The sequence below is a fragment of the Actinoplanes sp. G11-F43 genome, from assembly GCF_050589265.1.
In the GTDB taxonomy this organism is placed as follows: Bacteria; Actinomycetota; Actinomycetes; order Mycobacteriales; family Micromonosporaceae; genus Actinoplanes.
Genome location: NZ_JBNZCE010000017.1, coordinates 193,938 through 206,492 on the forward strand (window position 1 = coordinate 193,938; position 12,555 = coordinate 206,492).

Here is a 12,555-nt window from a genome sequence, read left to right on the forward strand (position 1 = left end):
GGCGGAGCGCCCCGGAGGGAGCAGAGCCGGCCGTCGGAGACCGGGAAGCAACCGCACTGCATCGGGTCGGCACTGACGGCGGCGTCGGATCAACCGAATGGAGGGGTCACCACCTGACCAGAAAGTGAAGGGCGACCTCTGTGACCTCTGCTCGCACCAGCGCGGCGATCCTGGCGTCATCGCTCCTGCTCGCCGTCGCGGTACCGGCGTTCCAGTCGATGGCCGCGGCCACCGGCACCCGGTCTGTCACGGTGCAGAGCGAGACGGCTCTGCTGCAGTCGCGCCTGGCCCGGGTTCAGGCCGCCAAGACCATCAACTACTACCCGTCGAACGCGGGCTGGTCGGCGATGTGGACCGGTTTCGACGCGGCCCGGATCGACCAGGACATGGCGAAGGCGGCCGAGCTGGGCGCCGACAACGTCCGGGTGATCGTCTTCCCGCAGGCGTTCGGCTACCCGAAGCCGAAGCCGGAGTTCGCCGAGCGGCTGCGCAAGTTCATCAGCATCGCCGACTCGCACAACCTGACGGTCAAGCTGACCCTGTTCGACTGGTGGGCCGCCTACTCGGACGCGGCCGGCAGTGCCGCCTGGGCGAAGGCGGTGCTGACGCCGTACGCCGACGACCAGCGGATCCTGTCGGTGGAGTTGAAGAACGAGTTCGTGTCGACTGATCCGGCGGCGGTGGAGTGGGTGCGGCAGCTGATTCCGGCGGTGCGTGCCGCCGTACCGCAGATGCCGTTGACCCTGTCGGTGGACGGGCAGAGCGGCGCGTCCGGTCTGGCCCGGATCAAGGCCTCACTGGTGGACACCCCGCTGGACTACTACGACTTCCACTTCTACGGGAACTCGGAGCGGGCGCTCGCCGAGATCCGCAAGGCGCAGGCGGCGGTGGCGCCGGACCCGATCGTGATCGGGGAGACCGGCTTGAGCACGGCGGCCGCCGGCAGTGAGGGTGAGCAGGGCGCGTACCTGGCCCGGGTGTTCCAGGCCGCGCGGGTGGCCGGGGTGGGTTCGGTGGCGCCGTGGACGCTGTACGACTTCGCGGACGGGGCGATCCCGTCGAACTCGCAGGTGTCGAAGGTGCCGGCGCAGTACAAGTTCGGCCTGTACCGGGCGGACGGCACGCCCAAGTTCGCGGCTCGTGTGGTGCGCACCGCGTGGACCGGTGGGGCGCTCACCGGTGACCTGCTGGATCTCGGTTTCGAGGCGGGTGCGGACGCGTCGCCGTGGCGGCCGTACCTGACCGACGAGGGGGTCGCGGGGGTCGCGGTGCGGGCCCGGGACGCGGCCCGGACCGGTGAGTTCTCGGCCCGGTTCTCGCAGACGGGCCGGGACGGCTCGAACCTGCCGTCGATCCGGACCGCCCCGATCGCCCCGGTGGCCGAGGGCCAGGCCTGGCATGCCGAGGTGTGGGCTCGCGGGACCGGTGTGACCGGCTCCAACGAGATGGCGCTGAGCTGGTTCGACACCAACGGCAAGTGGCTGGGCCAGAACAGTTCGAAGCAGGTGGCCAAGGGTGCCAGCGACTGGACGCTGCTGACCGTGGACGCGGTCGCCCCGGCCGGGGCGACCGGTGTCCAGCTTCATCTCAAGTCGGGTGACAACAAGGGTTCGGTCTGGTTCGACGACGTGGTGCTGACCTCGCGGTCCTGACCGGCGATCCCGAGCCGGGCGAGCAGACGGGCGTACGCGTCGACAGTGCGTTCCCAGGAGGAGGGATCGGCGTGCCGCCGGCCGGACAGTCCGGCGGCACGCACGATGCCCTCGCGGAGTTCGCCCGGTTCACCGGCCGGCACGAACACCGTTCCGCTGTAGTGTTCGGCGGCTTCGACCAGGCCGCCGACCGCGGTGACCACGACGGGCAGGCCGTGGCTCATCGCGATGTGCAGCGGGCCGCTGGCGGAGCTGCGCCGGTACGGCAGCACCACCACGTCGGCCTCCGCGAAGAACTCGTTGACCTCGGTGTCCGACACGTAGCGGTTGACGAAGACGATCCGGTCCCGGACCGGCGATTCCTCGATCATCGTGCCCGGTTCGGTCCAGCCCTCCCAGGTCTCCCCCACCACCGTCAGGTGATATTGCGGGCCCAGGTCGGCGAAGGCCGAGACCAGGTCCTCCAGGCCCTTGTACGGCCGGATCGTCCCGAAGAACAGCAGCCGGCACACGTCGTCCCCGGCCGCCCGCACCGGCCGTTCCGGCAGGTGGTGGTCGAACGGCCCGTGCAACGCCACTTCGGAGGGCAGATCACCCAGCCGGTACGCCTGATCCAGCGCCGCCAGGTCGAACCGCGAGTGCACCACCACCCCGTCGGTGCGGTTCAGCAGCGGCCGGATGCAGCGGCGCACGTACCGGGCCGCCCATCGGTGCCGCGCCTCCCCGGTGTCCTGCACCTCGTGGAACTCGACGATCACCCGGATCCCCAGGCGACGGGCGGCGAACACCAGCACCAGGTACGAGTGCAGCACCGCACCGGTCCACCACTGCAACACGAGTGCGTCGGGGCGGAATCCGCGCAGGAACCGGACGGCCCGCCACAGGCTGGGGAGGGCCCACCAGTCGATGCCGTCGAATACCCGTACCCCGTCGGTGTAGGTGAGGTCCGCCAGACGGTGACCGACCCGCTCCCGGCCGGGATAGAGCCGGGCCGGCAGCAGTCGCCGCATCAGGACCGCGCCCACCTCGTAACGGTCCCGCAGGGCGTTGCTGAGCCGGCAGGTGTAGTAGCTGATCCCGGACAGGAAGTGCCATCCGGAGCCGACCACCACGATCCGGGGCCGCGGGTCCGGGGCCGCCAGGTACGCCGCGTGCGCCCGGTCCTCGGCATGTCCCGCCCGGTCAGTGGGCGGCGGCGATGCAGGCACGGTAGACCTCCTCGATCTGGGGTACGACATGGGCCGCGGTGAATTCGAGCCCTCGCCGGTGGCCGCCGGCCCGCAGCCGGGCCGCCAGTTCCGGGTCGGTGAGCACCCGGCGTAGCGCGCCGTGCAGGGCCCCGGCGTCACCGGGCGGAATCAGCAGGCCGTGCACGCCGTCCTCGCGGACCACGTCGAGCAGGCCGCCGGAGGCCGAGGCGATCAGCGGGGCACCGGCCAGCATCGCCTCCACCGCCACCTGGCCCATGCCCTCCAGCAGCGACGGGACCACTCCGGCGGCCGCGTGATGCCAGGCCGACATCACCTGTGGATGGGGTACGTCGGTCCGCAGCAGCACCCCGTCCGGGATCGGCGGGGTGTCCTCCCGGCGGGTGCCCAGGCAGACCAGCCGTGGCGGATCGTCCGGCCCCGGCCAGTCGGCGCACAGCTTCTCGTAGGCGTCGAACAGCACGTCGATGCCCTTGTGCGGGCCCAGTTGGCCGACGAACAGCAGGTAGGGACGCTCCGGCAGCCACTGCGGCCGGGGGGTGGCCCGGGCCAGCGCGTCCAGGCCGTCCGGCACCAGACTGGAGATCACCTGGACCGGCAGGTCGCCGGGCAGGCGGGCGTACTCCAGCGCCTCACCCACCGACCGGGAGATCGCGGTCAGGCAGTCGATGCCCCGGTGCCGCTGGGCGCGCAGGGCCGCGGTCAGCAGCGCCGACTTGGGGGTGCCGTACTGGGCGGACGCGCACGGCACACAGCGCGCCAGGCTCGGGCCGTCACACCGGCGCCCGCCCCGGGCGAACGTCTTGCGCACGCACGTCAGCCCGAAGTCGTGCGCGGTGTGCACGTGCGGCAGGCCCAGTGGGGTGCGATGCAGCGGCAGATAGCTGTACATCAGCCAGTCGTGGCTGTGCACCAGCTCGAAGTCGCCGCCCCGCAGCACCCGGGCGATCTCGGCGGTGGCCAGCGGGTCGGCCGTCGTCGGGTGAAAAGGCTTGCCCGGATCCCGGTTCATCCCCGGCATCAGGGAGTTGACGCTGCGGACGCGGATCACGCGTACCCCGTTGATCGTCTCGTCGTGCGGCGCCGCCGGCGTCGCCAACGTCAGCACGGTGATCTCGTGCCCGCGCCGGACCATCTCCTCACCGCTGGTGGCGATGCTGCGCTCCAGGCCGCCGATCACCGGGGCGTAGAGGTTGGACAGATGCAGGATCCTCATCGGTTGCTCCCGGTGGGTGCCTCGCCGGCGGCTTGCCGCCGCTTCTCGACCCTTGGGGGTACGCCCACCCCGCGCCCCCGCCGATCACCATTCCCACACCCGCGACCGGGCTCGGCCGAGGCCCGCGTCGTCAACCCGCCGACAGATCCCCCTCCCGGGGTACGCCCGGCGGAGTCCTCGGCCCGTCTCGGCCCGCGCCCGGCACCACGGCCGGCCAGGGTGAACACCGGCACCAGGAGTGCCGCGGCGAACTGCCCGGTCAGCCAGGCCACCCCGGCGCCGGTCACCCCCGAACCGGGCAGCAGCAGCCAGGCCAGTGACAGACAGGTGATCGCCCGCACCAGGTTGAGACGCCGGCACCGGCCGAACCGTCCCGCCGACCGCCAGTGCGCGACCGCCAGGTTCACCACCGCGTCCGGCAGCGCGGCCAGCACCAGGATCCGCAGCAGAAGACCACCCTCGACGGCGTAGTCCGGGCTGAACAGCGCCAGGATCCGGTCCCCCGCCACCAGCAGCACCAGGGCCGGCAGCCCGACCATGGCGGCCACCACCGCCGCGGCCCGGGAGACCGGGACGGTGGCGGCGTTGGCCCGTTCCGCGTAGAGCGCCGACGCCACCGCCGGGGAGACCATGAACAGCATCGAGGCGGTCATCCACGCCAGGTAGAAGTGCGCGTTGGCGTCCGGCCCCAACCGGGCGGTGACCAGGACCGGCAGAATCGCGGCCGGTCCGGCCTGGGTCAGGTTGATCAGATGATGCCCGGTGAGCGCGGCCCGCAGATGCGGAAGCTCGGCACGCAGCCCGGCGAGCCACCCCCGGTCGTCCGCCGTCCCCGGCTCCGTCCCGGTCTCCTTTCGGGGACGGAGGGTGCGCCTGGCCACCGCTACGGTGAGCAGGCTGATCAGCAGGGTGGGCAGTACGAACGAGAGCAGTACCGCCGGGGCGCCGGCGCCGCCGGTGGCGAGCACCGCGACCAGGGTGGCGATCTTGGTCAGGGCCACCGCCAGATTGCGGATCAGCATGCCCTGGCCGGAGCGGTGCGCCACCCACAGGTTGTCCAGGAGGGTGGTCAGGGTCACCGCCAGCGCCCCCGTCACCAGGGCGATCGTGCCGCCGGGAGCGGTCAGGAAGGCGAAGTTGCCGGAGAGCACGGGGACCACCACCGCCGCCGTCGCCGCGGTCAGAGCCGTCGCCGCCGAGCTCGCCAGCAGGCCGGAGGTGACGATTCGCGACCAGGTGGTGGTGTCGCTTCCGGGCAGGCGCTGGATGAACATGTGACCGGCGCCCAGATTGGCGATCATGCTGACCGCGGTGGCCGCGGAGATCACCGCGGTCGCGAAGCCGATCCGATCCGGGGGTACCGACCTCGCCGCCACCATCCAGTACAGGTATCCGAGCGCCCCGTTGCTCACCGTCGTCGCCATGATCAGCAGGCTGTTGCGGGCCAGGGAGTCCCGGGACAGCCGCCGGGCCGCGCCGATCAGCATGAGACCGGCTCCCACACGTCGTGATCGCAGGCCCAGTCGCCGGCGTCGGACCACCAGAAGAAGTCACCGTCCGAGTCCCACACGTAGTGGACCCCACCGCCGTCGGGGAAGTCGCGGAAGCCGGAACCCGGATGCCGGTCCCAGCCCGGCCCGCTGGGCCGATGTCCCTTCGACCCGCTGGGCCGCGGTCCCTTGGCACCGGCGGGCCGCTGCCCTTTCGAACCCGTGGGCCGGTGGCCTTTGGAACCCGTGGGCCGGTGGCCTTTGGCGCCGGCGGGCCGGTGACCCTTCGAGCCGGTGGGCCGAGTGCCCTTCGAGCCGGTGGGCCGAGTGCCCTTCGAGCCGGTGGGCCGGTGGGCGTTCGGAGACGCCGGGCGGTGGTGCGGGGTGCCTTTGGTGCCGGTGGGACGCTGCCCCGGACCGTCGGGCCGGCCGTCGCCCGGGACGGAGCCCGCCGGCCGGTCACCGCCGGAGGGATGATCCGAATCGGACCGCAAGCCGAATCCGGCCGAGCGGTCATCGTCCGCGCCGGAGTCACCGGTGGAATCGCCGCCGGTGTCCGCGGAAACCCCGGGCGAACCAGCCGGGCCTCCCGAACCGGAACCGGAACCGGGACCGGGACCGCCGGACGTGCCGGAGTCCGGACCGGGGGCGCCGGTGCCGGAACCGGGTGCGGTGCCGGGGTGTCCGGGGCCGGGAGTGAGCGCGGGTCCGGTTCCCGAGCCGGGAGCCGGACCGGCCGAAGCGGATGCTGGACCGGCCGTCCCGAGCGGGGACCCGGCGGGATCGGCCGTTCCGACACCGACACCGACGTCCACACCGACGCCGGGGCCGGTGTCCCCGATGTCGGTACCACTGATGCCGGTGCCACTACCGCTGAGACCACTACCACCGAGAGGGGTTCCGCCGAGGCCGGCGATACCTGTCGCGACGGTTCCGGGCATCGGACCGTCGTCGCCGGGCCGCACCGGGCCCTGCCAGGCCGCGCTGGGGCGAGGACCGGGCCGCAGGGCGAACGGCCAGGAGGAACCGGACGGCCCACCGGCGAGGGAACCCCGGTCACCGGCGCCCGGAGCGAGCGCGCCGAAGGAGCCGGCGCCGGAGGAATGGGGACCGGAGGAATCAGCGCCGGAGGAGGAACCGAGCCCTCCGAACGGAACGCCGGGAACGCCCGGAGCACCCGGAACGTCGAGACCGGTGCCGGGGGCCTCCAGCGCGAGACCCGCAGTGGTGCGGGAGGACCGGGTGCCCGCGACCCCGCGGGCGTAGAAGCCGGTGCTGGTACTGCCCAGACTGATGTCGACGGCACGCAGCAGGCCGTCGCCGGGCAGGGCGGGCAGATAGACCGAGAGGTCCCGGACGGTGTCGGCGGCCACCGTCATCTGCCGGCTGGCGACCGTCCGGCCGCCGACCCGCAGGCTCAGCAGCCGGGTCACATCGCCCAGGCCCGAGCTGGTCACCTGGACCGGCACGGTCAGGCCGCGGGCCGGTACGGTGACCGGCCGTTCGATGCCGGCCGCCCAGCCGTTCAGGGCCAGGCTGAGATAGCCGGGTTCGGCGGGGCGGGGGCCGTTCAGGTAGCCGTCGACCGCTACCGCACCGCCCCCGACGGCGAGCACCACCGGGATCGCCACGGCCGCCGTGCTCCGGGCGTACCCCGATCGGGTGGGAAGTTGATCTTCGACCGAATCGGCGCCGGACGGAGGTGGGACCGGGGCGAACGGGCGGCGCCGGGCGGTCCCGGGCTGGCCGGAGGTGGGCAGCAGCCCCCAGGTCGGCAGCGTGCTGCGGGCACTGGGCACCGGCCGGGCGAAAGGTGCCGACACTCGCCGGGCGAAAGGCACCAGGCCCCTGGACCGCGCGGAAGAGGCAGATGAAGCGGCGAGGCCGGTGGACCCGGAGGGCGCGGTGGAGGCGGCCGGCGGACTCCGGCGTTCGCGGAGGAACGCGACGGCGGCCAGCACGGTGGCGAGCGCGGCGCACACCACCACCAGGGGAATCAGGCGGATCAGGACGCCGGCCGCGTGCAGCAGCAGGGCCGCCACCGGGAGGGTGACCAGGCCGGCCAGGGCGGTGAGGCCGAGGCGTACCGCGGGGATCGGGGTTTCGGGGAGGTGTCCGGGGAGGGCGCGGACCCAGAGCGCGCCGATCGCCGCGAGGGCGATCAGGGTCAGTGGTACGGCGAGCCAGGGGCGGTCCGCGGCGGGGAGGAGGCCGCCGAGGGCCGCGTAGGCGACGAGCAGGTGAGGAATCATCGCGCCTCCGTGTGGATGCGCTGCTCCAGGCTGGTGAAGTCGAAGCGGTAGATCGCGATGTGCGGGCCGTCGTAGACCTTGATCAGCCAGGGCAGGGTGTCGAACTTGGTCAGCTGGGCCCGGGTGAATCCGGGTGTGCCGTCATGCGGGATCGGCTCGTTGTTCTCGAAATAGATCTTGATCTCGGGAACCTGCTCGGACATCCGGCGATCGACGACCAGGTATTCGAAGCGCCAGTCGCGGAGCTGCCGGATCAGGCCCTCGGGTGGTGGGCTGCCGGGTTTCGCGATGTAGAGGTCGTAGGCGGGGAAGCTCTCCGATCCGGTGGTCGGCTCCTGTTCGCCGTACGACCCGAAGATCAGTCCGGAGTAGCGGTCGGCGACGAGGCGGGCCCCGCGCCCGTGGGTCCGGCGCAGCCATTCGGCGGCGGCCAGCACCTCGGGGGTGGAGGCCCGGGTGTCCGAGCCGAAGACCGGCGGCCCGGGGAAGCGGTACGACGGGTTCATCCCGGCCGCGGTGTTGCCGACCATGACCAGCCCGCATCCGGCGAGCAGAAGTGCGCCGGAACCGCTGATCGGGCGGCGCGCCCGGTCCAGCAATGCGATGATCAACGGGGCGGTGACCAGGGCGATGCCCAGGTAGCTGAACGCCCAGGACCGCCGTGCGCCCTCGGCCCCGGACGGGGTGAGGATCAGCAGGGTGGCCGGAAAGTAGAGGGCGCCGAGCAGCAGCATCGCGGCCGAGGCGGCCTTGGTGACCGGTTCCGCGGTGTGCCGGCGCTGCCACCAGAGCACCGCCGCCCCGGCCGTGGCCAGGGCCGCGCAGCCGGGGGCGGCGAACGCGGCGTACTGCTCCCACCAGGGCGCGACCGACTGGTTGAACAGGGTGCGCCCGCCGGAGCCGCCGGAGCCGGCCATGCCGCCGAACTGGTCCAGGGCCCGGCCCAGATACGGTTCCAGATACTTTCCGGTACGCGGTGACACCGAGGCCATCCACGAGCCCACCGACAGCACCGACATCGCGGTCAGCGCCCAGGCGGTCCGGGACGGCACCCGCAGGACCGTACCGGCCAGGGCGATCAGGAAGAGCATGCCGGAGAGCCACAGCGCGGTCAGGTGATGGGTGGCGGTGATCGCCACGGTGAGCAGCAGGGTCAGCGCCGACCAGCCGAGCCGGGCGCCGCGGGTGCCGGCCCGGATCGCCCGCATCGCGCCGACCAGCGCCCACACCAGCACCCCGATGGCCAGCGACTCGTAGCCGAGCTGGGTGTCGAAGTAGAGGTAGGAGCTGTTCAGGCTGTAGACGACGGCGGCCGCGGCGGCGATCCGGGCGTCCGGCCAGAGCTGGGCGGCCAGCACCGCGACCCCGAGGGTGACCAGGACGTGCGCCACGATCAGCACGAACACCGCGGCGTGCCAGACGGTGACACCGGTGAGGATGGCCAGCGAGGCGACGGTGGCGTGCAGGCCCGGGTAGTCGCCGATCACCCGGACGATCGGGTTCTGCTGGAACAGCACCCCGTCCAGGACGATGTCGTGGGCCTGGCCCCAGTGGGCGTACTCGTCGTGGTAGAGCGGCCCGGCCGGGTTGCGCAGCAGTTTCGGCAGGTAGGTGAAGCAGGCGTAGCCGATCAGGACGGCGAGGCGGAGCCGGGCGCTGGTGCCGCGCCGGACCGCCCACCAGGCGGCGGGCAGGCTGAAGATCAGCATGCCCGCCCAGAACCAGGTGAACGCTCCGTCCTGTCCCCATTCGGCCCGCCGGTACGCGGTGACCAGGGCGGTGGCCCCGGCCGCCCCGGCGATGGTGAGGCTGGCGGCGGCCGCGACGGCGAACCGGGTACGGCCGGCCGGCCCGGTCCCGGCACCGCCACGCCGGCCGACGGTGGGACTGGCCGTGGCGGCAATCATCGGCTGACGGCCCCCACGGGTGCCGTGCGGTGGGCCACCGCGGCGTAGATGTTGCGGGTCGCGCCGACCACGTCCGCCCAGGTCGGCAGGATCGCCGGATTCGTCCGCCCGACCGTGGTGGCCTGGGCCAGCGCGGCGGCCAGCGCGGCCTCGTCCTCCGGGTCGGCGAACCGCAGCCACGCGCTGTCCCCGGCCAGCCCGGCCACCTCGCGGTGGGCCGGGATCGGGGTGGCGACGGTGGGCAGGCCGGCGGCCAGGGCGTCGGCGACGGACATGCCGAAGGCCTCGTGGGCGGAGGCGGAGACGGCCGCCGACGCCTGGGAGACGCACGACGCGAAGGCCGCCTCGTCCAGCCGCCCGTGGAAGACCACCCGGCCGGCCAGCCCGAGACCGGCGGCGAGCTGGCGCAGGCGCTCGGCGGCCGGGCCGGTGCCGATCACGTCCAGGCGGTGTTCCGGGCCGAGCCGGGTCATCGCCCGGATCACCCGGTCGACGCGCTTGTACTGCTCCAGCCGCCCGACGCAGAGGATGCGGCGGGTCTTGCCGGTGACACCGCGGCGGGCCGCCGGGCGCGGGTCGGTGCCGTTCGGGATCACCACGGCCCGGGTGCCGACCTCGGGGAAGTCGCGGAGCACCAGCTCGCGTTCGGCCGAGGTGACGCAGACGACGGCGGAGGCCCGGTTCATCACGGCCCGGCCGAGCGGACGGTAGAGCGGGTGCAGCGCGGCCCGGAACCGGGTGTGCCCGGTTCCGTGGTAGTGCGGTGTGAACACCAGCGGGGCCCGGTTGCCCAGGGCCGCGCAGAGCGCGGCGAGGGCGTGATAGCTATGCGCGTGCAGGACGTCGTAGTCGCCGGCGTGCGCCCGCAGCCAGCGCCAGAGCGGCACCGACAGCCGGTAGTTGCCGGCCGGGACGGTCAGCGGGAAGCGGCGGACCAGCACGCCGTCCACGGTCTCCACGGACCGGGTGGGGTGCTGGGTGATCACCTCGACGTCGTCGCCGGCCGCGGTGAGGCCGGCGCACAGGCGCTTCACATGGGTCTCCACCCCGCCGATGTCGGGGTGGTAGGCGTTCGAGACGACACCGATCCTCATCGGGCGGCCCGCTCCACGGCCCGGGTGGCCTGTGCGCGCCGGGGCCATTCCCGGGCGATCGTCCGGAGTACGCGCATCCCGTCGGTGAGCGCGTTGAGGTTGCTGACGCCGTGGATCCGGTTGTGTTCGAAGCTGGCCACCTCGGTGATCTTCAGGTCGGCGCGGGCGGCGCGCAGGTTGAGCAGGGTCTCGATCTCGAACCCGTCGCCCCACAGCCGGCCGTCGGTGTTGTCCGGCGCCGGGGAGGTGCTGTCCAGGTCGAACACGTCGAGGCAGTGTGCCCAGAAGGCGTTGTAGCCGTAGCAGAGGTCGCTGTACCGGGTCCGGAACAGCACGTTGACCAGCAGGCTGAGGCACTTGTTGCCGGCCCGCCGCAGCCGGGTGATGTCGGCGCTGCCGCCCTTCGGCCGGAACCGGGAGCCCTTGGCGAAGTCGGCGCCGTCGAGCAACGCCTCGACGAAGGCCGGGATCTCCATCGGGTCGGTCGACCCGTCGGCGTCGATCATCACGATGATGTCGCCGGTCGAGGCGGCGAATCCACAGGCCAGAGCGTTGCCCTTGCCCTTGCGGTTCTGCCGGACGACGCGGATGTCGGGACGCAGCCGGCGGGCCACGGCCACGGTGTCGTCGGTGGACCCGCCGTCCACCAGGACGATCTCGTCGACCTTCGGAAGCCGTGCGAAGACGTGCGGAAGATTCCGGGCCTCGTTGAGCGCCGGCACGATGACGCTGATCCGGGGCTCGTTCACGCCATCGTTCCCGGCCGGCCCGGCCGGGATCTGGATGTCGGTGGTGCGCAGGGAGGTGATCATGTCGTCGGTCTCGTCGGGAAGCACACGGTCGACCGTGGGCATATCTGTCTCCGTTCGGGCAGGGAGCGCCGGCCCGGTTCAGGGCCGGAGCACGGGAAGGAGCCGGGATAGGTGGCCCGGCCGGCTGGGGGCGCTCAGTCCTCGGGCTCGCCGACCGACCACTGGTAGACGTCCTGGCGCGCGGACAGCTCGCCGGTGGCGCCGGTGAACCCGACCCAGGCGGTGTCCACACCGGTCGCGTCGGCCAGGTCGACCTTCTGGTTGAGCACGAGCTTCTCGGCCGCGCCTTCGGCGGTGGAACGCACGTGGACGGTCAGCCGCTCGCGTTCGGCGTCGTATCTGACCCGGGCCCGGAACGGTTTTCCGTGGAGCGGAATCGGGGAGTTCGCCACCGAGGCGTGTTTGTCGGGGTTGCCGCCGAGCACGACCGCGAGGTGGTTGTTGTTCGGGTCGGGCGAGTTCTGGTAGGTGTCGAACTCGATCGCGACACTGCGGCGGATGCCGCGGTAGCCGAGGCCGCCGCCCCATCCGCCCAGGGCGCGCGGGCCGGCGCCCTGGATCAGGAAGGCGATGCCGTCGGCGCCGGACTTTCCGTTACGGATGTGGGCGGTGAACGTCGATTCGAAGTCGTCGTAGAGGCCGACCCGCAGGGTGCTCCAGGCCGAGCCGGTCTGCTTGTAGCCGCCGTCGGTCAACCGGATCACACGCTCGTCGTCGCCGGCCCGCCACATCAGCGAGGCGGTGCCGTTCAGGGCCAGAGGCGGTGTGTACCGGGGTTCGGCGCTGGCCGCCGACGCTCCCCCGGGGTTCACCGCGGCCAGTATCGACAGCAGGGCGGAGGCCCAGAGCCCGGTCCGGGCCGTTCTGGGCGCGCGAGTAGAGCGCACGACTGACTCCATTTCGACGGGTTTGCCCGACTTAGAC

The 12,555-nt window shown here is 72.7% G+C and carries 9 protein-coding genes; 1 reads left to right on the forward strand and 8 read right to left on the reverse strand.

Annotation, left to right across the window (positions count from 1 at the left end; translation table 11 throughout):
• Positions 1–140: 140 nt before the first annotated feature.
• On the forward strand, positions 141–1,652 hold the full coding sequence (locus tag ACQ0O7_RS19690) for a cellulase family glycosylhydrolase (RefSeq protein WP_430783587.1): 1,512 nt from the start codon (positions 141–143) through the stop codon (positions 1,650–1,652).
• Here the strand turns inward: ACQ0O7_RS19690 and ACQ0O7_RS19695 are convergent.
• The 8 genes from ACQ0O7_RS19695 to ACQ0O7_RS19730 all read right to left on the reverse strand — a co-directional run bounded on the left by ACQ0O7_RS19695 (position 1,583) and on the right by ACQ0O7_RS19730 (position 12,518).
• The gene (locus ACQ0O7_RS19695; protein WP_430783588.1) at positions 1,583–2,860 is read right to left on the reverse strand and encodes a glycosyltransferase; all 1,278 of its coding nucleotides are present in this window, start codon (positions 2,858–2,860) and stop codon (positions 1,583–1,585) included. The genes ACQ0O7_RS19690 and ACQ0O7_RS19695 overlap by 70 nt on opposite strands.
• On the reverse strand, positions 2,835–4,076 hold the full coding sequence (locus tag ACQ0O7_RS19700; protein ID WP_430783589.1) for a glycosyltransferase family 4 protein: 1,242 nt from the start codon (positions 4,074–4,076) through the stop codon (positions 2,835–2,837). The genes ACQ0O7_RS19695 and ACQ0O7_RS19700 overlap by 26 nt, the downstream gene beginning before the upstream one ends.
• Entirely contained in the window at positions 4,073–5,563 is a 1,491-nt protein-coding gene (locus ACQ0O7_RS19705; protein WP_430783590.1) for a lipopolysaccharide biosynthesis protein, read from the reverse strand. Before ACQ0O7_RS19705 ends, ACQ0O7_RS19700 begins: the two co-directional genes overlap by 4 nt.
• Entirely contained in the window at positions 5,557–7,818 is a 2,262-nt protein-coding gene (locus tag ACQ0O7_RS19710; RefSeq protein ID WP_430783591.1) for a hypothetical protein, read from the reverse strand. The genes ACQ0O7_RS19705 and ACQ0O7_RS19710 overlap by 7 nt, the downstream gene beginning before the upstream one ends.
• Positions 7,815–9,725, reverse strand: coding sequence for a hypothetical protein (locus ACQ0O7_RS19715; protein ID WP_430783592.1), 1,911 nt, complete (start codon positions 9,723–9,725; stop codon positions 7,815–7,817). The genes ACQ0O7_RS19710 and ACQ0O7_RS19715 overlap by 4 nt, the downstream gene beginning before the upstream one ends.
• Positions 9,722–10,819, reverse strand: a complete 1,098-nt coding sequence (locus tag ACQ0O7_RS19720) for a glycosyltransferase family 4 protein (RefSeq protein WP_430783593.1) — start codon at positions 10,817–10,819, stop codon at positions 9,722–9,724. Before ACQ0O7_RS19720 ends, ACQ0O7_RS19715 begins: the two co-directional genes overlap by 4 nt.
• Complete coding sequence (locus tag ACQ0O7_RS19725; protein ID WP_430783594.1) at positions 10,816–11,673, reverse strand: glycosyltransferase family 2 protein; 858 nt, start codon at positions 11,671–11,673, stop codon at positions 10,816–10,818. Before ACQ0O7_RS19725 ends, ACQ0O7_RS19720 begins: the two co-directional genes overlap by 4 nt.
• 92 nt (positions 11,674–11,765) lie before the next feature.
• The gene (locus tag ACQ0O7_RS19730) at positions 11,766–12,518 is read right to left on the reverse strand and encodes an L-type lectin-domain containing protein (RefSeq protein ID WP_430783595.1); all 753 of its coding nucleotides are present in this window, start codon (positions 12,516–12,518) and stop codon (positions 11,766–11,768) included.
• Between the last annotated feature and the right edge of the window lie 37 nt (positions 12,519–12,555).

Coding starts and splice junctions, on each gene's coding strand:
- ACQ0O7_RS19705 (WP_430783590.1), bottom strand. CDS start 5,563: ATGCTGATCGGCGCGGCCCGGCGGCTGTCCCGGGACTCCCTGGCCCGC.
- ACQ0O7_RS19720 (WP_430783593.1), bottom strand. CDS start 10,819: ATGAGGATCGGTGTCGTCTCGAACGCCTACCACCCCGACATCGGCGGG.
- ACQ0O7_RS19725 (WP_430783594.1), bottom strand. CDS start 11,673: ATGCCCACGGTCGACCGTGTGCTTCCCGACGAGACCGACGACATGATC.
- ACQ0O7_RS19715 (WP_430783592.1), bottom strand. CDS start 9,725: ATGATTGCCGCCACGGCCAGTCCCACCGTCGGCCGGCGTGGCGGTGCC.
- ACQ0O7_RS19700 (WP_430783589.1), bottom strand. CDS start 4,076: ATGAGGATCCTGCATCTGTCCAACCTCTACGCCCCGGTGATCGGCGGC.
- ACQ0O7_RS19710 (WP_430783591.1), bottom strand. CDS start 7,818: ATGATTCCTCACCTGCTCGTCGCCTACGCGGCCCTCGGCGGCCTCCTC.